This is a genomic window from Haloplanus sp. GDY1, from assembly GCF_023703775.1.
Classification (GTDB): Archaea; Halobacteriota; Halobacteria; order Halobacteriales; family Haloferacaceae; genus Haloplanus; species Haloplanus halophilus.
This window is the reverse complement of record NZ_CP098514.1, coordinates 1,959,389-1,976,542: the sequence shown is the minus strand read 5'-3', so window position 1 is coordinate 1,976,542 and position 17,154 is coordinate 1,959,389. Positions and strand designations below refer to the sequence as shown.

The following is a 17,154-nucleotide window of genomic DNA, read 5'->3' as shown; positions in this document are numbered from 1 at the left end:
GTAACGGATCGCTTATAATAACCGCACCCCTCAAAGTACAACATCTGATAATCGGTCGCCGGTTGCGGATCAGCCCGCCGTCGTCCCGTCGTCCCGTGACCGGGGGCGTCCGAAGCGCGCACGGAGCGCGGGGACGACCGAGCGATCCAGCGCGACCGGTCCGCTCCCGGTTATCAGGAGCGCCGAGGTGAGGCCGAAGAGGGTGACGTGGGCGAGCACCGGGTCGTCGGGGAGGCCGAAGAGCGTGGTCGTGAGGATGAGAAAGCCCGCGCCGGCGGCGCTCCGGGTGAAGGTGCCGGTCAGGATGCAGAGCCCGACGACGAGTTCGCCGAGGCCCGCACCGAACACCCACATCTCGGGCGCGACGGGGACGACCCGGGTGAGCCCGTACTTCTCGACGACCTGGAGCGCCCGGCCCGGGTTCAGCCACTTCTCGGTCACGCCGAGATACGCGAAGTTGAACCCGAGAAAGAGGCGGATCAGCAGGGGCGCGACGGGCTTCTCGACGCCGACACCGGCGAGGAGGTCGCTCGGCGTCGTCACGTCGCGAAACCGGCTGGCCATCGTCCCGTCGGTGAGGACGAGTCGCCGGAAGAGCAGGTCCGCGCTGGGCTGCCCGGGGCCGACGACGAGGATGCCGAGGAAGCCGGCGACGTACTCGGAACTCAGGAGGAGCGTGGGGAACTGCGTCGCCAGGCTGACGGCGTAGACCACGAGTCCCGCGGCCGCCGCCAGTCGGGTCGCCAGGCCGAACAGGAGGAGGAAGGCGAGCGTGACCTGGACGAGCCGCGCCTCGACGGGAACGGCGGGGGAGAAGAGGTAGCCGCCGAAGCCGGCGCCCATGAGCGGGAGCCCCGTCGCGAGGCGCAACAGCCAGCCGAGATACGGGCTGTACGACCGCAGCGTCTGCCGCGTCACGGTCACGTCCCGCAGGTGGTCGCCGTACCGGAGCCATCCCGCCGTCGCGACGGCCACGGCCACCCCGCCGGCGCCGAGGAGCGCGAGGTTGAGCGGAGTCGTGAACACGGCGGTCAGGAACTCGACGACGCCCGGTCCGCCGTCGCCACCCTCGGTGACGTAGTCGACGTGTGCCGCGACGGGTCGCGCGGCGACGAACGCCGCCGCGATCCCCGCCGTCGCGACGCGGCGTAACCGGTGTCGCTTCATTGCGTCGACTGACGGAACCGTCGAGGATAAAAACTCGGCTCGGTGCGAAATCGGCGACGGGAGCACGAAATGTTTACGTATCTATAATTATAATAGAGCAACATTACAGCGCATGCTCCCCCCCCACCCATCTCCTGCAGGGGCCCTTGCAGTCGTCGCTGATCCCGAGAGGAGCGCGCTCGGAGATCTTCCGGGAGATCTACGTCGTCTTCCTCGTGCTCGGGACGGCCGTCGGGGTCGTCGTCATCGCGTACATGCTGTTCAAGGCGTACAAGTACCGGGCGTCGGCGGGTCACGGCGCGGACGATCTGGACCGGCCGCAGGTCGGTGAGCTACCGACGGGCGGCGGCGGCGGCCGGAAGCTGTTCGTGTCGTTCGCCCTCAGCGCCGTCATCGTCGTCTCGCTGATCACGTGGACGTACTTCACGCTGCTCTACGTCGAGGAGCCGACGACGGTCGAGGGCGAGGAGCCACTGGAGATCAGGGTCGTCGGCCACCAGTTCTACTGGGAGTTCGTCTACCCCGACGGTCGATCGGTGACGAACACGCTCCGCGTCCCCGAGGACCGGCGGGTGCGGTTGACGGTCACCTCCGGGGACGTGTTCCACAACTTCGGGATCCCGGAACTTCGCGCGAAGGCGGACGCCATCCCCGGCCAGCGGACCAGCACGTGGTTCGTAGCGGAGGAGACGGGCACGTATCAGGCCCACTGCTACGAACTCTGTGGCGCCGCACACTCCTACATGGACGCCAGAGTCGAGGTGATGGAGCCGGCGGCCTACCGGGCGTGGTACGCGAACGGGAGCACCGGCGGGAACGCGAGCGCGACGGCGGCCGTGAACGGGAGCACCGGCGGGAACGCGAGCGCGACGGCGGCCGTGAACGGGAGCACCGGCGGGAACGCGAGCGCGACGGCGGCCGTGAACGGGAGCACCGGCGGGAACACGAGCGCGACGGCGCCGGTCGGGGGCGAGGGATGAACCGATGACGGGAGCCGACTCGCCCACCGACGATCCGACCGGCGCGCGAGCGGACGGCGGCGTCGCCCACGAGGACACGAGCGAGGGCCACGCCTTCCCGCCGACGTCGTCGCTCAAGCGCTGGTTCGTCACGACCAACCACAAGGACATCGGGATCCTCTATCTCGTCACCTCGCTGCTCTTTCTGGTGATGGGCGGGGTGCTCGCCCTCCTGATGCGGGCACAGCTCTGGGTGCCGCGTGCGCCCGGCACCGGTCCACTCTCGGCGCTCGCGTACAACCAGGCCGTCTCCGTCCACGGGCTGGTGATGGTGTTCTGGTTCCTCTCGCCCTTTGCCTTCGGGTTCGCGAACTACGTCGTGCCGCTCCAGATCGGCGCGAAGGACCTCGCCTTCCCCCGGCTGAACGCGCTGAGTTACTGGCTCTACCTGGCCTCCGGGCTCCTCCTCGGCGTCTCGTTCTTCCAGGGCGCGTCGTTCGCCGGCGGGTGGACGATGTACGCGCCGCTGAACCTGCCGACCTACACCCCGAGCGTCGGGGGGAGTTCGGCCATCCTCGCGCTCGCGCTGTTCGTCGTCTCCGTGACCGTCGGCTCCGTGAACTTCCTGACCACCATCCATCGCATGCGCGCGGAGGGGCTGACGCTCCGGCGCCTCCCGCTTTTCACGTGGACCATCCTGCTGACGGTCTGGATGATGCTCTTTGCCTTCGCCGCGTTGCTCGCGGCCCTCATGATCCTCTCGGCCGACCGCCTGCTCGGGACGACCTACTTCGCGACGGAGGCCGCGAACGGCTCCCTGCTGTGGACGCACCTGTTCTGGTTTTTCGGCCATCCGGAGGTCTACATCGTCTTCTTCCCGGCGGTGGGAGTGATGGCCGAGACGTTCCAGACGTTCACCGGGCGGCGGATCGTCGGCCGCAAGTGGTTCATCGCCGCGATGGTGCTGGTCGCGCTCCAGAGCTTCATCGTCTGGATGCATCACATGTTCCTGACGAGCATCAACCTCCAGATCAAGACGCTGTTCATGGCGACCACCATCGGCATCTCGCTGCCCTTCGACCTCATGGTGTTCGCGCTCATCTACACGATGGTCAAGGGCCGGATCCGGTTCAAGACGCCCTTCCTCTTCTCCTTTGGCGGCCTGCTCCTGTTCATCGTCGGGGGCATCACCGGCGTCTTCCTCGGCGCCGTCGTCCTCGATTACGAGTTCCGGGGCACCTACTGGGTGGTCGCACATTTCCACTACGTGATGGTCGGCGGCGTGACGGCGCTCGTCGGCGGGCTCTACTACTGGTATCCGAAGATCACCGGGCGGATGTACGACGAGTTCCTCGGCAAGCTCCACTTCGCGACGTACTTCGTGGGGTTCAACCTGCTGTACTTCCCGATGTTCGTCGCCTGGGAGACGCCCCGGCGGGTCTTCGAGTACGAGGCCGCGATGACGCCGTGGCACCAGCTCGCGACGGTCGGTGCCGTCGTCTTCGGCGCCTCCTTCCTGATCATGTTCTACAACATGATCGTCTCGGCGTACGCCGGCGAGCGGGCGGGGGACAACCCCTGGGAGTACTCCTCGACGGCGGAGTGGGCGGTGGCGTCGCCGCCGCCGCTGGAGAACTTCCCCGGGATCCCGAGCTACGGCGACGGCTCCCTGCGGTTCCGGGGCGCGTCGGCGACGAGCGCCGACGGCGGGACGGGGGAGGTGACCGACGGCGGCGTCGCAGCCGACGCCCACGCGGCCGACGCCCACGCGGCCGACGACCATCCGAGCCACGCGAGCGTCTGGCCCCTCGGCGTGGGCGTCGCCGCCTTCCTCCTCTTCTTCGGGCTCTCGGGGCTCCAGGGTGGGGCGTTCGCGGCCGGCACCGTGGGCACCGTCTACGCCGTCGCGACGGGACTCGGTCTCGTCGGGACGCTCGCCGCGCTGGTCGGGATGGCCCGCGAGCGGTTCCGCGGGCCGAGCGGCCCGTTCGGGGAGAGCTGGCCGTTCGCGGGCGTCGACAACCTCAAGACGGGCGTGTGGATCTTCCTCGCGTCGGACGTGGTGCTGTTCGGCGCGTTCGTCGGCGCGTACGTCTTCCTCCGGTACTCCATGGGCTGGACGGGGTGGGAACCGATCCCGGACAACGTCACGCCGGGGCTGATCAACACGTACCTCCTCCTGACGAGCAGTTTCGCGGTGGTGCTCGCCCTGGAGGCCGCGGAGCGGCGGAGTCGTCTCGGAGTCGTCGCCAGCCTGGTGACGACGCTGATCCTCGGGGTCGGCTTCCTCGGCAACAAGGCCATCGAGTGGAGTCACCTCTTCGGGGAAGGGATCGGCCTCTCCACGAACCTCCGGGCGTCGACGTTCTTCCTGACCACGGGGTTGCACGCCGCCCACGTCATCACCGGACTGGTGATCGTGGCGTACATGGTCCCGCGGGCGTGGCGGGGGGCGTACCTCGACGACGACGGCGGGGAGTCGATAGAGCTGTTCGGGCTGTACTGGCACTTCGTGGACATCGTGTGGCTGTTCCTGTTCCCCCTGTTTTACATCCTATGACCAGGCTCAAACTCTACACCGCGATATACGGCGTCCTGTTCGTCTCGGCGACGGTCCAGGTGCTCGTCGAGGGGGCGGGGCTGGCCTACGGGCGGGCGCTGGCGATCATCCTGGCGCTGTCGTTCCTGAAGGCCGCCATCGTCGCCGCCTACTACCAGCATCTCCGGTGGGAGCCGCGGTCGATCACGTATCTCGTCGGGATGGGCCTGCTCGCGGCGCTCGCGTTGACCGTCGCGGCGACGTACTCGATCACATGACCGCTCCGCTCGCCGTCGCCGCGCTCGTCGGCATCCCGCTCGTCCAGTTGCCGCTGGTGGTGTTTCTCTCGCGGTACGTCGAACTCGACGGCGACGAGCCCCGGCCGCCGCCGGGCCGGGGGTACGTGACCTACGGCACCGAGTCCGCGCGCCCCGGGAGCCGGGAGCCCGCACTGTCCTGTCCGCACTGCGGGACCCTCGTGGCCGACGGGTACGACTACTGCGGCGCCTGCGTCGGCCGACTCCCGCCGCGGCGCGCCCGCCGATGACGGCCACGCGAGCGCGGGTCGGGTGGGCGCTGCTGTTCGGCCTGCCGATGGGGGCTGGCATCGCGCTGGCGACCGCACGGACCGCGGGAACCGGCGTGGCCGATCCGCTCGTCGTCGCGGCCGGCGGGACGGCCGCGGCCCTCGTGACCGCCTTCGTGTTCGGGGCGACCCGGGAGGGGGAACGGTCCCGGCCGAGGGGGTAACGCCGCGCACGCACCTTTATTCCGTCCGACCGCGTATCGTGATATCATGGCACGATCGGGGCTCGTGTACGGGGGCGTGCTCCTCGCGTTGACCGCCGGCGTCGCGGCGTTGCTCGCTGGCGAGTTCTTCCACGGCGTCGCGTATCTGGTGCCCGTCGGTGGCGTCCTCGCGCTCCTCGCGGTGGGGGGCCTCACGGCCGCCATCGCGCGGGCGGACCCGCCGGCGACGGCGGAGGAAGGGTGAGCGTCACAGGAACCCGCCGCCCAGCGCGACCATGTAGAGCAGCACGGTGACCGCATAGAGGACGCCGAGCGCAGCAACCACGCGCAGGTGGTAGTAGAAGAGGGCGTCGCGCTCGGCCTCGCGAGCGGCGTCGTAGGCGTCGCGCTCGGCGGCCGAACACGCGTCGGCGTGGCGTTCCCCGAGGTGCAGGTCGTGGGCCTCGCGCTCGGCGAAGGGGCGCCGACAGTATGGACAGACGGCGGCCACCGTCTCGTCGTCGCGGACCGCCGTCTCGGGGGCCGCGTGGGCGTCCCGTCGGTCGGCGTCCGGAAACACGGGGGGACGTAGGGGCGGCCGTCACAAGAATGCGGGGGTGACGGTCGGCTGGCCGACGACCCACGCCGCCACCATCGTGTAGGCGACCATCACGACGACGAAGGGGTACTGGCTCCGGATGGGACGGAGGACGCCCGGAAACAGGTCCAGCGCGAGCGCGTGGGCCACCCAGACCGCGAGCAGGTGACCGAGGACGACGAAGCCGAGCTGGAGCGGGCCGAACCACCCGGGCAACACGACGACCCGAGCCGTCCCGCCGCCGAACGGGTCGACGACGACCGCGAGCAGCGCGGGCGACAGCGTGAGGAGGTAGCCGAGGGAGTGCGCGAGGTGATAGCCGGCGGCGATGGGGAGCAGCGAGGGCGCGAACCGGCGTTCGACGGCCGCGGGCGCCAGCAGACTCCCGACGACCGACCGGGAGCGGGCGGCGGCGAGGCGGTAGGTCCCGAGGAAGACGCCGAAACCGACGACGAGGGCCAGCAGGTAGAACAGCCACGCGAGAACCCGACCCGCGGGGCCCGCGGGCACGACGGGGGCGAGCGCGCCCCGGGCGAACGCGTTCCACGCGGGCGTCGCCACGAGGCCGTCGAAGGTCGTGGCCCAGAGGAGGGCGACGACGAAGGCCGCCGACCCGGGCTCCGGCGCGGTGCGGTCGGTGAGGGCGGCGCCGGGGAGCCGAAGCCGGGGACCGTCGTCCGGGGATCCGGCTCGCTCGGGCGTGCGGCGGCGGGCGCGCTGGACGGGGGCGACCCGGCCGTAGAGTCGGAACGCGCGCGACACCGGATCGACGCGTCGGAACCACGTGTCGGCGCCGTATCGGCGCGCGCCCGCCAGCGTGACGGCGGTGTAGGCGACCAGGAGGGCGACGAGCGCCCGCGGGGCCGCCGCCAGCGGGCTGACGACCTCGATCCACACCAGGGCGAGCAGGCCGGCCACGCTCGGCCACGCCCCGTACCGCCGCGGCAGGCGACGACCCCCAGTCGCGGGGAGGACGTGGGCGAGCGTCCGCCACGGGTTCACCGCCGGCCACGTGTTCCCGAGCAGGTACGTCGACATCGCGTAGCCCGCCCACCAGCCGACCCAGACCAGGAGGACGGCGAGGTTCGCCGTCGGCGTCGCGGGGCCGACGGTTCCGGCCACGAGGACGGCGGTGAGGGCGACGACGCCGGCCGCCGAGAGCGAGGCGGCGGCGCCGCGACGGAGCGGGAGCGGGACGGGGAGCCGCACGCTCCACCCGTTGACGGCGCGGATGGCCGCGTGATCGGTCAGCAGGCTCGTGAACAGGAAGGAGGCGGCGACGAGCGCCCCGCCCGTCAGGACTGTGAGCCACGACGGAACGGGGGTCGCGACGACGGCGTCGCTCAGCCCGCCGATGTGACGGAGCGTCCCGGCCGGAACGGGGGTCGCGGTCGGCATGTGACCGACGCCTCACCCGAACAGGAGTTTCACCGCGAGGACGCCGATCAGAACGAGAGCGAACAGCCACGCGCTCAATCCGACGGCGTGGGCCCGCGGGAGGCCGCGGGCGCGCGCCAGGCTGTACATCCCCCACGCGAAGTAGCCGACGACGGTCGCCGACAGGGCGACGATCACCGCCAGGACGGCGTCGACGACGGCCGCGACGCCGAGGAAGGCGGCGAGGGCCGCGACGGCGCCGAGGGCGGCGGCGTCCGAGCGCCGCCCAGCCGACCCCGCGGCGAGCGCCGGCGCGCGGCGACCCGGGAGCGACGGACGGGCCGGCGTCTCGCGCCGCCGGGAGCGGGCGACGACGACGGCGGCGCCGACCGAGAGCAGCCCCATCACGACGGAGACGACCAGGAATCCTCGGGACGCCATAGTGGCCGCAAAATTTGTTAGCTATTGACAAGAAGGTTCGGGTCGGGTCAGACGCTGTGCTCCGGGATTCCGGTGAGTCGCTGCATCACGAGGCCGAGGACGGCGCCGTAGATCCAGTGCGAGACGAGGGTGACGAGGAGGAACGTCGCGTTGACGAAGGCGGTCGATCCGGGCCAGAAGATGTAGACGAACCCGATCCAGAAGAAAGAGCTGATGGTGGCGCCGCGCAGGTACCGGGGCTCGTGGGGCGGCAGGAAGGTCGCCGTGACGACGAAAAAGAGCGGCAGCACCACGACGCCGCCGGCGACGAAGAAGACGAGCCCGAGGACGGCGTCCGCCTGCGAGATGACGAGGTCGGCGAAGCGGGCGAGCGACTCCAGCCGAAAGACCCCGAGCAGGATCGGCACCCCGGCGATCAGGGGCGACATCACGACGAGGCCGGCGAGCCCGCCGGCGAAGGCGCTCGCGATGCTCCGGGCGGTGAGTGGTTCCTCGCTCTCCCCGAGTGCCGGTTCCTCGATGGCCGTCTCCACCCGTGGTTCGTCCCCCATGCATTCATCATGGTTTTTCACGGGTATAATTGTTACTACAATAACACTATCGTGCCTGGAGACGCCCGAAGACGGTCGCTACGGCGACCAGGCGCGGCCTCACCCGATCACAGTCGGGTCGCGTCCGTTCGCGGGGTCGCCGATCAGAGGCCGACGTTGACCGCGAGCGGCCACGTGGCGCCGGCGAGCGCGAGGAAGGCGAGCGACGCGCCCAGGAGGCCGACGTTCTTCAGGAAGTCGTTGAACTCGTTCTGGTACTCCTCCTCGGGGGCGTTCCAGAAGTCGTGCATCGTCGGCGTCGCGACGAGGAAGAAGACGGCGAGGGCGCCGGCCGCGAGCGTCGGGAAGACGCCGAGGACGATGCCCAGACCGCCGGCCAGGAGGAGGCCGCCCGAGGCGGGCACGGCGAGGGAGGCCATCGGAATGCCCTTCGCCTGCGCGTAGCCGACCATCCCCTCCGCGTTCAGGAAGTGGTTCAGACCGGTGAACGCGAGGACGGCGCCGAAGAGAACGCGCGCGAGCAGGAAGGCGACGCCCGCACCGGCGGTGTCGAAGGCCATCAGGCCGACACCTCCGGAGCGGTCGTCGGAAGCGATACGTCGGTGGTGGATGCGTCGATCATCGTGTTCACCACCAGGGCCTCCGCGAATATATACGTTATCTGACATTGGTGTCACCGGGTGACGCCGGTGTCACCGGGGCGGGGGCTACCACGATAACATTCCGACACCTGATTCGGATCGGAACCCCTAACCGTCCGAGCGGCGATGGGGAGGTATGGCGATACAAGCGGGCGAGGGCAACGACGAGGAGACCTGTTACGTCATCGACTCGCTCGAACAGATCGGGTCGCAGTGGCGACTCGCGGTCCTGCACGACCTGCAGGGCGGCGAGAAGCGGTTCAACGAACTCAAGCGCTCGACCGGCGCGAGTTCCCGGACGCTCTCGCGGGTCGTCGACGACCTGCAGGAGATGGGGTTCGTCGACCGGCGGCTGGAGGAGGACGCGCCGGTGGCGACGTACTACTCGCTGACCGAGAAAGGGGAGTCGCTCTGTCCGGTGTTCGACGCCATCGGCGACTGGGCGAAGGAGTGGGTCGCGGAGGAGGGGCCGGAGGGTAATCGCAGCGATTGAAACGGGTCACACGTCCGATCGGACGCCGTCCTGCGATCGGAGGTGCATGGCCTTCAATCGCTACGACCGTCGCCGCGGTTCTTCCAGGCGATGGCCGGGCCGGCGACCAGGAGTAGCAAGCCGACGGCGGCGACGAGCGTCCAGAGGCCGTAGAGCGAGCCGCCGCCGGCGGTCGCCTGCCGTGTCGCCTCGCCGGCCGCGGGGTCGTTCAACAGGAGCAGCGCCTTGTCCTGTGGCATCACCCCTGGGTACGTCCGATCCGGCGACACCGAAAAGAATCGAATGAGGTGGGGTGACGTGTCGGGCGGGACCGAGATGTTGCGACCGTATCCACCGACGATGGTGGCGATGAGGCCGAGCAGGGTGACGTCGAGCCCGGAGGAACGTTCACGATTAATTGCGGTAGATGTCATGGGCGCGGTACGGGGCGCAGACACATATACTGTCGGCCGGGCCGATGCGACATCCTTAGCCCACTCCGGTCCAACCGTCGGACATGAGCCACCTCCTCGTCCGCGCGGCACGCGGCGAACGGACCGAGCGGCCGCCGGTCTGGCTGATGCGGCAGGCCGGGCGGCACATCCCCGAATATCGCGAGATCCGCGCGGACTACGGGTTTCGCGAGGCCATCGAGACCCCAGAGGTCGCCACGCGCATCACCCTCCTGCCGTGGGACCTCTACGAGCCCGACGGGGTGGTGATGTTCTCGGACATTTTGACGGTGCTCGAACCGCTGGGGTTCGACTACCACCTCGAGAGCGGCGTCGGGCCGGTCGTCGAGAACCCGGTCGAGGGGCCCGCCGACGCCGAGCGACCCCGCGGGTCGGTGGCCGAGGACCTCGATTTCGTCGGGTCGCTCCTCGACAACCTGGTCGAGCGGGTCGGCGACGAAACCGCGATCATCGGCTTCGCCGGCGGCCCCTTCACGCTCGCCTCCTACGCCGTCGCCGGCGGCACCTCGCGCAACCACGGCCCCGTGCGCCGGTTCCGCGCCCGCCACCCCGAGGCCTTCCGAACCCTCCTCTCGGCCTTCGCGGACGTGGTGCGGGAGTATCTGGAGTATCAGGCCGCCCACGGCGCCGACGTGGTGCAACTGTTCGACACCTACGCCGGCGTGCTCTCCCCCGCCGATTACCGGGAGTTCGTCCTGCCGCTCCACCGCGAGATCCTCTCGGACCTCTCGGTGCCCTCCATCGTCTTCGTCCGCAACATGGCCGGCCGCCTCGACAGCCTCGACGCGACGGGGGCCGACGTGGTCGGCCTCGACTGGACCGTCGACATGGCCGAAGCCCGGGCGGCACTCGGTGACCGGCCGGTGCAGGGCAACCTCGACCCGCAGCATCTCTTCGGCTCGCCCGAGTTCGTCCGCGAGCGAACCGAGGCGGTCATCGACGCCGCGGGGCCGCGGGGGCACATCCTCAACCTCGGCCACGGCGTCGACCGCGACACCCCCGTCGAGTCCGTGCGGGCGTTCGTCGAGACGGCGAAGTCGGTGGAGCGCGATAGTAGCGATTGAAACGGATTACACATCCAATCGCAGTACAGCGTCCGATTTGCTGTGCAATGACTTTCAATCGCTACGATGGGCGACGGGTTCGGCGGCGTCGCGGTCGGCCGCGAACGACTCCGCCAGTCGCTTCGCCTCCCGGATCCGCGCCGGGACGCCCATCCGCCCCGTGTAGTTCGTCGCCAGCGTGATGCCCTCGGGCGTGTCGACGTCTTCCATCGCCGTCCACGATCCGTCGTAGGCGGGGATGCCGCGCGGGTGGCGCGTGACGTTCACCACCTCGGCGGACGCGCCAAGCACCGCCTCGAACTCCTCGCGAGCGATCCGCCCGAGTTCGTCCGCCGGGCGGTCGACCAGCCCGGGGTTCTCCATGCCGCCGAGGAAGCAGGTGTAGACGCCGTCGCGGTCGAAGAGGCTCGCGTTCCAGGTCACCCCCAGCGTGTGGAGCGGTTCGTCGTGGCGCACCTGGTAGCCGTAGCCGTCGGGCTCGGCGTCGGAGACGAGGTGGACGTACGCGAGCGGGTTGTAGTAGAGGCGGCGGAGCGCCCGGGCGCTCCCCGGGTCGACGTCCGCCAGGAGTCCCGCGGCGACGTCGGACCGCGTCGTGAGGACCACGCGCTCGACGCGCCGACTCCCGTCCGCGGTGTCGAGGCGGTAGCCCGATCCGTCGGCCGACACCCGCTCGACCGGCGTCTCCAGTTCCACCCGATCCGCGTTGCGTTCGTAGAGCGCGCGCGGCAACTGGGCCATGCCCTCGACGAAGGAGACGGGGGGTTGGCGCTCCTTGCCCTCCAGCCGTCGGTTGACGGCGGCCCGGACGAGGCTGCCCGAGCGCTCCATCTTGCGGATCGTCCGCAGGGCGTACTTCCCGGGCATCTCGGCGGGGTCGGAGCCGTAGATGCCGCCGAACAGGGGTTCGACGAGGTTGTGGTACGCCTCGCGGCCGAACTTCCGGACGAAGTAGTCGGCGGCCGTCTCGTCGTCGCGGGCGCCGTCGGTCAACGGCTCCGCGAGCATCCGGAGTTTCCCCCGCGCCGAGAGCAGGTCGGTCGACAGGAACGCCCGCGGCGAGAACGGCACCCGCCGGAGGCGGCCGTCGGCGTAGACGTACAGCGGGAGGTCGGTGTCGGCGGTCAGGAGGGCGTCGTCGAGGTCACAGTCCGCGACCAGTCCCTCGATCTCGGGCGTCAGGCGGGTGCGCTGGGGACCGTGTTCGAGGACGCGCCCGTCGACCCGCGTCGACCGGATCACGCCGCCCGGTTCCGCCGACGCCTCGAAGGCCACCGCGTCGACGCCGCGCTCGCGACAGTAGTGTGCGAGGGCGAGCCCCGTGATGCCGGCGCCGACGATGCCGACGGTCATGCCTCGTGGGGGGCGTTGAGACACATCGTCCCCGGTTCGTCACGGCACTCACACGGGTGGAGGCCGGCGTACTCCGGATCGTAGCCGGCGACGAACGGCTCGACCAGGTCCGCGAGCGCGCCGACGAACCGCTCGTCGTCGTAGGGGATGGGGACGCGGTGGAACTCCAGGCCGCGCTCCTCGGCCTCCTCGCGGAGTTCGATGTCGAGTTCCGACAGCGTCTCGCTCTGTTCGTGCATGAAGCTCACCGGTTCGACGACGATCCGGTCGGCGTCCACCGTCTCGACGACTTCCTCCACGTCGGGGGCGGTCCACTCGACGTCGCGGTTCTCGTGGTTCTGGTAGCCGAGTTCGTAGTCGGGCGCGTCGAGCGCGGTCGCCACCACCGAACAGAACTCCTCGACGTACTCCTCGTACCGGCTCCCCTCGTCGAGGTAGTACTGGGGCGTGCCGTGTGCGGAGAAGACGAGGCGGGTGCCGTCCCCGAGCGAGAGGTCGTTGCCGTCGAGGTAGCGACGGAGGTTGTCGACGCGGGCCCGGGTGTAGCCGGGGTGTCTGTGCCAGCCGGTCAGGGCGTCGACGGGGACGTCCCACCCCACCTCGGCGAGCGCCTCGTCGAGTTCGTCGAGCGACTGGACGGTCGTCGAGGGGCCACAGAGCGGGTAGATCGGGAGCCCGATCAGGTGATCAACGCCGTCCTCGCGGGCCGCCTCCACCGCGTCGGTGATGAAGGGAGCCGTGTACTGCATCCCGTGATAGGTCTCGACGTCGTACCCCCGGCGGGCCAGTTCCTCGTCGAGCAGCGTCGCCTGCGTGGTGGCGTGATCGATCAGCGGGGAGCCGCCGATGTCGTCGTACTCGGCCATGAGGCCGGGCGCGCGCCGCTCGGCGAGTTCCCGGGCGCGCTCCCGGGCCGCCGCCTCGGTCGTCTCCCCCTCGATGGACATGTTCGCCAGGAAGATGCGCTCCAGATAGTCGAGCACCTCGTCCCTACGCCCCTCTGACGGCTCACCGAAGTTGAGTAACACGATCCCGGAGGTCATACGACCGGTCTAGGGATAGGTCGATACAAAACCTGTCGGTCGTCACGAGGTGGCGAGGGGCGGCCCGACGATTTAAGTGACGGTCCGGTCTCGGTTCGGACGCTGGCCCATGAGATGCGTCGAGTGTGGAGCGGAGTCGAAGTACCACCGGGCCGTGGTCGAACTCGTCACCGGAACCGTCCTCGGGAGTTACTGCGTGACCTGCGAGCGGCGGCGCTTCGACGACGGCCTCGACGCGCCCGCCGTCGACGACAGCTGTGTCTCCTGTGACCGCCCGGGCCACTACCTGCTCCCCGTCCACGAAGTCGACATCGACCTCACGGCCGACGAGGAGTCGGTCGAGATGGGGTGGCGAAACGGCGGCGCGCCACGCCTCTGTTTCGACCACCTGCTGGAACTGGCCACCCCCTCGGACCTCGCCCGGCGCCGCCGACGCGGGGTGGCGTGGCCCCGCCGCTAGTCGACCAGCCGATAGCACGCCCCGGTCGACCCCGAGACGCCGGCGCGCTCGCTCGTCAGGACGTAGAGGTCCCCCGCCGGCCCCCGGCCGAAGGCGCGGACGAACGGGGCCGAGGCGTCCCGGAGGGCGACCGTCGAGAGCGGCCAGCGATCCGCCCCGCGCGGGTCGGCGAGGAACAGGCGGCCCTCGGCCCGCCAGTCGGCGAAGACGTACCGGCCGTCGAGGGCGTCGACGCCGCCGCGGTACCGATACCCGCCGACGACGGCGACGCCGGTCGGTCCGTCGCCGTCCCCGACGCCGGGGTGGGGGTACTCGACGACCGGGTCGTGGAGTTGCGCCCCCGAGAGCGTGTGGCCCGGGCAGCCGGCGGGGGGCTCGCTCGGCGCCGACGGATCGAAACAGCCAGTCCCCTCGCGGACGTTCCAGCCGTAGTTGCCGCCGCGTTCGACGCGGTTCACCTCCTCGTAGCGACCCTCGCCGACGTCCGCCACGAGGAGGGCGTCCCCGTCGACGGAGAACCGCCACGGGTTGCGAAAGCCCCACGCCCACTGCTCGTCGAGGCCGTCGCGGCCGACGAGCGGGTTGCCCTCGGGGACGGCGTAGGGCGCGTCGCCGTCGACGTCGATGCGGAGGACGCTCCCGAGCAGGTTCGACGTGACGTCCTGCCCGTTGCCGCCGCGGGTCCGCTCGTACCAGTCCGCCGCGTGGCCGCGCCCCACGTCGCCGCCCCCACCCCCGTCGCCGACGCCGACGTAGAGGTAGCCGTCGGGACCGAAGCCGACGGCGCCGGCGTTGTGGTTCGGCTGGGGCTGGTCGATCTCGAGGACGACCCGTTCGCTCCCGACCGACCCGCGGTCGAGGTCCACCGGAAACGCCGAGAGGACGAACGTGTGGGAGTAGCCCGGCGGCGCCGACTCGCGAGGCGGGGCGCTGTAGCGGACGAACAGCCGACGGTCGGCCGGGAAGTCGGGGTGAAGCGCCAGGCCGAGCAGTCCCCGCTCGTCCGGACCGCTCCGGAGGGCGACCAGCCGATCCGAGAGGTCCAGCAGGGGGGTGGTCGCGTCGCCCGGATACACCTGCCCGGGTTGGTCGGCGACGAGGAGGCGATCGGTGCCGGCCGGAGCGACGACGTCCGTCGGCGCGGTGAAGCCCTCGGCCACGAGTTCGGTGCCGACGCCCGGTCGGTCCGGGTCGGCGGTCGGTGCCCGCCCGGTCGTCACGGCCGTCGACGAGGGGGACGCCCCGTCCGACGCCCCACGGCCGCCACACCCGGCGAGGCCGCCGAGGAGGGCGAGGCCGGCGCGGCGCAGGAACCGACGGCGGTCGGCGGCCATACTCACCCGTGCGCCGACGGGTAGGGGTCGTCGGAACGTGACTGACCGGGCGCGGACAACAGGTTCATGACCGCCGGTACGGCCGGGCGCAAGGTGAGCGTTTCCCCGAGCGGGGTCCCGAACCCGGATAACGAGGGGTTTTGCCGGTTTGAACCGGGTGAACCACGATTCGTTCGGAGTTTCGGAGGAGCCTGCGACCCGGGTCATCGAATCTTAGAACACCGGTATGGTACGGATACCTATGGCGGATGGGAGCGAATGGCAGCCTATGAGTTCCGGATCAACGACCGAGCGGGGGGGAGAGGGAACGACCGAAACCATGCAGTCGACGGACGAGGCGCTCGAGCGTCAGTTGCGGGCGGCCCTCGACGCCGCGGAGGGGGAGGAGACGCGGTTCCACCTCCGGCAGGCGCTGCAACTGGTCGAGGCGCTCGGCGAACTCCGGTAGCGGGCGTCGTCAGTTAGTAATCGTTATACGCGGGGTGGACTAGCCCCCACGTATGCAACGACGCGCTGCCGCCATCTACGTCGCGTTCTTTATCGTCCTCGGCGCGGCGTCGTACTCGGTGATCGCAACGGCCACTGCGCCGACGGTGGAGTTCGACAACCCCGATCACAGGCTCTCGCAAGGCGACCAGTTCTCGGTCGAGAACCGACAGTACGCCGTCACGACCATCTCGGCCGAGACGTCGGGTGGTGGCGGACACGGCGGCGCGGCGAGCGTCACGCGCTCCGGACAGCTCTCCTGGACCAACGACTCCGCGCGCTACACGCAGACGTGGGAACACAACTCCACGGTCACGTACCAGGGCGAGCAGTACCGCGTCCTCGTCGTGCAGGGGGAAAGCCCCACCACGTTCAACCTGGAGGAGGAGCTCAACCGGACCGCAATCCTGCAGAACGACTCGTCGGTCCGCAACGAACTCGTCACGGTGAACGGCACCGAGTACGTGGTTCGCGAGCAGGGCGACAACCGCACGCTGGTCCCGGCCAGCGAGTACTTCCCGACGCCCGCCTCGACCCAGTACAGCGAGGGCGACTCCCTCGCGTACCAGGGCAACACGACGACGGTCGCCAGCGTCTCGAACGACAGCGCGACGCTGGCGTGGACGGCCCCCCGGACCAACACCGTCGACGTGGGCAACGAGGGTAACGTCACGCTGAACGGCCAGCAGTACTTCGCGTACTTCCCCGACAACAGCACGCTCGTCCTGGAGAGCGACTACGGCGTGTACGAGCGACAGACCGCCGAAATCGACCGCTATCACGACCACGTCAGCGGTCTCTGGGGCGTCTCCATCGTGAGTTTCGCCACGGCGATCATGCTGCTCGGCATGGCCTACATGCCCTCGCGGTACTGACGGCGGACCGCCGGAATCGTTTTCTCTCGCGCCCCTGTACCGTCGACGATGAAGGTCTGGGTCGACCCGAAGGAGACGGCGGCCGGCGCGTGGGGCGGCGCGGCCGCGGACGGACCGCCGGACGCCGCGCCGGCGCCGGTCAGATCCGTCCCGGAGCGGGCGGTGCGGACCCGGTATCCGATCCAGTACGCCGACGGCGCCTTCCTGACGCCGACGACGGTTACCAACAGCAGTACCTCGACGCCGACGAATGGACCGTCACGGAAAGCACCCTCACCGCCCGTGACGGCGACTACTTCTTGCATATTGGATTCCGCCGCCACAAGACCGACACCGAGCGGAACACCGCCGAGGACGGAACGGTCCTGGGGGTTGACCTCGGTATCGAAAACCTCGCTGTCACCAGCACCGCCTACCTCTTCAGCGGGCGAGAGTTAACACACGACCTCCATGAGTTCGAGAAGGTGCGTGCCGGACTCCAACGGACCGGGACGCGAAGCGCCCACCGAACGCTCGAACAGTCGAGTGGCCGTGAACTTTCGAGGAGGGCAACGAGTACATCGACTTCGAGCCCACCGACGGGGGCATCGAT

Annotated in this window: 22 protein-coding genes and 1 pseudogene; 12 read left to right on the top strand and 11 right to left on the bottom strand. The window is 70.0% G+C overall.

The genetic code is table 11. The features are described 5' to 3' along the window. Positions 1-69 precede the first annotated feature (69 nt). Positions 70-1,167: a DoxX family protein gene (locus NBT67_RS10645; RefSeq protein ID WP_251341700.1), complete on the bottom strand. Its 1,098-nt coding sequence runs from the start codon at positions 1,165-1,167 to the stop codon at positions 70-72. Positions 1,168-1,313: 146 nt separating this feature from the next. Between NBT67_RS10645 and coxB the strand changes: the two genes are divergently transcribed. From coxB to NBT67_RS10615, 6 genes are read left to right on the top strand one after another with little or no spacing between them, the layout of a single operon-like run. Then, positions 1,314-2,147 (top strand): cytochrome c oxidase subunit II, encoded by an 834-nt coding sequence (gene coxB / locus NBT67_RS10640; RefSeq protein WP_251341699.1) that lies wholly within the window; start codon positions 1,314-1,316, stop codon positions 2,145-2,147. Between the two features lie 4 nt (positions 2,148-2,151). Beyond that, entirely contained in the window at positions 2,152-4,686 is a 2,535-nt protein-coding gene (locus NBT67_RS10635) for a cbb3-type cytochrome c oxidase subunit I (RefSeq protein WP_251341698.1), read from the top strand. Then, positions 4,683-4,943, top strand: coding sequence for a cytochrome C oxidase subunit IV family protein (locus NBT67_RS10630; RefSeq protein WP_251341697.1), 261 nt, complete (start codon positions 4,683-4,685; stop codon positions 4,941-4,943). The genes NBT67_RS10635 and NBT67_RS10630 overlap by 4 nt, the downstream gene beginning before the upstream one ends. Beyond that, positions 4,940-5,212: a zinc ribbon domain-containing protein gene (locus NBT67_RS10625; protein ID WP_251341696.1), complete on the top strand. Its 273-nt coding sequence runs from the start codon at positions 4,940-4,942 to the stop codon at positions 5,210-5,212. The genes NBT67_RS10630 and NBT67_RS10625 overlap by 4 nt, the downstream gene beginning before the upstream one ends. Beyond that, a complete protein-coding gene (locus NBT67_RS10620) occupies positions 5,209-5,415 on the top strand; it encodes a hypothetical protein (protein WP_251341695.1) in 207 nt (68 codons plus the stop codon). The genes NBT67_RS10625 and NBT67_RS10620 overlap by 4 nt, the downstream gene beginning before the upstream one ends. A gap of 46 nt (positions 5,416-5,461) precedes the next feature. Further along, positions 5,462-5,659: a hypothetical protein gene (locus NBT67_RS10615; protein WP_251341694.1), complete on the top strand. Its 198-nt coding sequence runs from the start codon at positions 5,462-5,464 to the stop codon at positions 5,657-5,659. Between the two features lie 3 nt (positions 5,660-5,662). Here NBT67_RS10615 and NBT67_RS10610 read toward each other — a convergent pair whose 3' ends face one another. From NBT67_RS10610 to NBT67_RS10590, 5 genes are all read right to left on the bottom strand, one after another. Continuing rightward, complete coding sequence (locus NBT67_RS10610) at positions 5,663-5,974, bottom strand: DUF7410 domain-containing protein (protein ID WP_251341693.1); 312 nt, start codon at positions 5,972-5,974, stop codon at positions 5,663-5,665. Between the two features lie 21 nt (positions 5,975-5,995). After that, positions 5,996-7,390: a hypothetical protein gene (locus tag NBT67_RS10605; RefSeq protein WP_251341692.1), complete on the bottom strand. Its 1,395-nt coding sequence runs from the start codon at positions 7,388-7,390 to the stop codon at positions 5,996-5,998. Positions 7,391-7,402: 12 nt separating this feature from the next. Further along, on the bottom strand, positions 7,403-7,810 hold the full coding sequence (locus NBT67_RS10600) for a hypothetical protein (RefSeq protein ID WP_251341691.1): 408 nt from the start codon (positions 7,808-7,810) through the stop codon (positions 7,403-7,405). Positions 7,811-7,857: 47 nt separating this feature from the next. Next, positions 7,858-8,361 (bottom strand): DUF6789 family protein, encoded by a 504-nt coding sequence (locus NBT67_RS10595; protein WP_251341690.1) that lies wholly within the window; start codon positions 8,359-8,361, stop codon positions 7,858-7,860. Positions 8,362-8,504: 143 nt separating this feature from the next. Then, positions 8,505-8,921 (bottom strand): DoxX family protein, encoded by a 417-nt coding sequence (locus tag NBT67_RS10590; RefSeq protein ID WP_251341689.1) that lies wholly within the window; start codon positions 8,919-8,921, stop codon positions 8,505-8,507. A 217-nt stretch (positions 8,922-9,138) separates the two neighbouring features. Here NBT67_RS10590 and NBT67_RS10585 point away from each other — a divergent pair, with 217 nt between their 5' ends. After that, positions 9,139-9,495: a winged helix-turn-helix transcriptional regulator gene (locus tag NBT67_RS10585; RefSeq protein ID WP_251341688.1), complete on the top strand. Its 357-nt coding sequence runs from the start codon at positions 9,139-9,141 to the stop codon at positions 9,493-9,495. 53 nt (positions 9,496-9,548) lie between these two features. Here the strand turns inward: NBT67_RS10585 and NBT67_RS10580 are convergent, their stop codons facing one another. Beyond that, positions 9,549-9,908 (bottom strand): hypothetical protein, encoded by a 360-nt coding sequence (locus tag NBT67_RS10580; RefSeq protein WP_251341687.1) that lies wholly within the window; start codon positions 9,906-9,908, stop codon positions 9,549-9,551. An 83-nt stretch (positions 9,909-9,991) separates the two neighbouring features. Here NBT67_RS10580 and hemE point away from each other — a divergent pair, with 83 nt between their 5' ends. Beyond that, on the top strand, positions 9,992-11,011 hold the full coding sequence (gene hemE, locus NBT67_RS10575) for a uroporphyrinogen decarboxylase (protein ID WP_251341686.1): 1,020 nt from the start codon (positions 9,992-9,994) through the stop codon (positions 11,009-11,011). Positions 11,012-11,065: 54 nt separating this feature from the next. Here hemE and hemG read toward each other — a convergent pair whose 3' ends face one another. Both hemG and hemH read right to left on the bottom strand, forming a co-directional pair. Continuing rightward, complete coding sequence (hemG, locus tag NBT67_RS10570; protein WP_251341685.1) at positions 11,066-12,364, bottom strand: protoporphyrinogen oxidase; 1,299 nt, start codon at positions 12,362-12,364, stop codon at positions 11,066-11,068. Further along, positions 12,361-13,407: a ferrochelatase gene (gene hemH / locus NBT67_RS10565; RefSeq protein WP_251341684.1), complete on the bottom strand. Its 1,047-nt coding sequence runs from the start codon at positions 13,405-13,407 to the stop codon at positions 12,361-12,363. Before hemH ends, hemG begins: the two co-directional genes overlap by 4 nt. 109 nt (positions 13,408-13,516) lie before the next feature. On the opposite strand from hemH, the gene NBT67_RS10560 reads away from it, so the two are divergent. Further along, positions 13,517-13,867, top strand: a complete 351-nt coding sequence (locus NBT67_RS10560; RefSeq protein WP_251341683.1) for a hypothetical protein — start codon at positions 13,517-13,519, stop codon at positions 13,865-13,867. Here the strand turns inward: NBT67_RS10560 and NBT67_RS10555 are convergent. Further along, positions 13,864-15,201: a PQQ-dependent sugar dehydrogenase gene (locus tag NBT67_RS10555; protein ID WP_251341682.1), complete on the bottom strand. Its 1,338-nt coding sequence runs from the start codon at positions 15,199-15,201 to the stop codon at positions 13,864-13,866. The genes NBT67_RS10560 and NBT67_RS10555 overlap by 4 nt on opposite strands. A gap of 268 nt (positions 15,202-15,469) precedes the next feature. Between NBT67_RS10555 and NBT67_RS10550 the strand changes: the two genes are divergently transcribed. Together NBT67_RS10550 and NBT67_RS10545 are read left to right on the top strand one after the other, a co-directional pair. Then, on the top strand, positions 15,470-15,649 hold the full coding sequence (locus NBT67_RS10550) for a hypothetical protein (protein ID WP_251341681.1): 180 nt from the start codon (positions 15,470-15,472) through the stop codon (positions 15,647-15,649). A 52-nt stretch (positions 15,650-15,701) separates the two neighbouring features. Next, positions 15,702-16,562 carry a hypothetical protein gene (locus NBT67_RS10545; protein ID WP_251341680.1) on the top strand — a complete coding sequence of 287 codons (861 nt, stop codon included), beginning with the start codon at positions 15,702-15,704 and terminating at the stop codon, positions 16,560-16,562. Here NBT67_RS10545 and NBT67_RS10540 read toward each other — a convergent pair. Beyond that, positions 16,541-16,867, bottom strand: a complete 327-nt coding sequence (locus NBT67_RS10540; RefSeq protein WP_251344403.1) for a hypothetical protein — start codon at positions 16,865-16,867, stop codon at positions 16,541-16,543. The genes NBT67_RS10545 and NBT67_RS10540 overlap by 22 nt on opposite strands. Between NBT67_RS10540 and NBT67_RS10535 the strand changes: the two are divergent. After that, a pseudogene (locus tag NBT67_RS10535) lies at positions 16,763-17,101 on the top strand (transposase); the annotation flags it as partial. The gene NBT67_RS10540 and the pseudogene NBT67_RS10535 sit on opposite strands and share 105 nt — an antisense overlap. Positions 17,102-17,154 lie beyond the last annotated feature (53 nt).

Excerpts from the sequence above, each read along its gene's own strand:
- NBT67_RS10645 (WP_251341700.1), bottom strand. The coding sequence starts at position 1,167 with ATGAAGCGACACCGGTTACGCCGCGTCGCGACGGCGGGGATCGCGGCG.
- NBT67_RS10635 (WP_251341698.1), top strand. The coding sequence starts at position 2,152 with ATGACGGGAGCCGACTCGCCCACCGACGATCCGACCGGCGCGCGAGCG.
- NBT67_RS10630 (WP_251341697.1), top strand. The coding sequence starts at position 4,683 with ATGACCAGGCTCAAACTCTACACCGCGATATACGGCGTCCTGTTCGTC.
- NBT67_RS10625 (WP_251341696.1), top strand. The coding sequence starts at position 4,940 with ATGACCGCTCCGCTCGCCGTCGCCGCGCTCGTCGGCATCCCGCTCGTC.
- NBT67_RS10620 (WP_251341695.1), top strand. The coding sequence starts at position 5,209 with ATGACGGCCACGCGAGCGCGGGTCGGGTGGGCGCTGCTGTTCGGCCTG.
- NBT67_RS10615 (WP_251341694.1), top strand. The coding sequence starts at position 5,462 with ATGGCACGATCGGGGCTCGTGTACGGGGGCGTGCTCCTCGCGTTGACC.
- NBT67_RS10605 (WP_251341692.1), bottom strand. The coding sequence starts at position 7,390 with ATGCCGACCGCGACCCCCGTTCCGGCCGGGACGCTCCGTCACATCGGC.
- NBT67_RS10600 (WP_251341691.1), bottom strand. The coding sequence starts at position 7,810 with ATGGCGTCCCGAGGATTCCTGGTCGTCTCCGTCGTGATGGGGCTGCTC.
- NBT67_RS10595 (WP_251341690.1), bottom strand. The coding sequence starts at position 8,361 with ATGGGGGACGAACCACGGGTGGAGACGGCCATCGAGGAACCGGCACTC.
- NBT67_RS10590 (WP_251341689.1), bottom strand. The coding sequence starts at position 8,921 with ATGGCCTTCGACACCGCCGGTGCGGGCGTCGCCTTCCTGCTCGCGCGC.
- NBT67_RS10585 (WP_251341688.1), top strand. The coding sequence starts at position 9,139 with ATGGCGATACAAGCGGGCGAGGGCAACGACGAGGAGACCTGTTACGTC.
- NBT67_RS10580 (WP_251341687.1), bottom strand. The coding sequence starts at position 9,908 with ATGACATCTACCGCAATTAATCGTGAACGTTCCTCCGGGCTCGACGTC.
- hemE (WP_251341686.1), top strand. The coding sequence starts at position 9,992 with ATGAGCCACCTCCTCGTCCGCGCGGCACGCGGCGAACGGACCGAGCGG.
- hemG (WP_251341685.1), bottom strand. The coding sequence starts at position 12,364 with ATGACCGTCGGCATCGTCGGCGCCGGCATCACGGGGCTCGCCCTCGCA.
- hemH (WP_251341684.1), bottom strand. The coding sequence starts at position 13,407 with ATGACCTCCGGGATCGTGTTACTCAACTTCGGTGAGCCGTCAGAGGGG.
- NBT67_RS10560 (WP_251341683.1), top strand. The coding sequence starts at position 13,517 with ATGAGATGCGTCGAGTGTGGAGCGGAGTCGAAGTACCACCGGGCCGTG.
- NBT67_RS10555 (WP_251341682.1), bottom strand. The coding sequence starts at position 15,201 with ATGGCCGCCGACCGCCGTCGGTTCCTGCGCCGCGCCGGCCTCGCCCTC.
- NBT67_RS10550 (WP_251341681.1), top strand. The coding sequence starts at position 15,470 with ATGAGTTCCGGATCAACGACCGAGCGGGGGGGAGAGGGAACGACCGAA.
- NBT67_RS10545 (WP_251341680.1), top strand. The coding sequence starts at position 15,702 with ATGCAACGACGCGCTGCCGCCATCTACGTCGCGTTCTTTATCGTCCTC.
- NBT67_RS10540 (WP_251344403.1), bottom strand. The coding sequence starts at position 16,867 with ATGCAAGAAGTAGTCGCCGTCACGGGCGGTGAGGGTGCTTTCCGTGAC.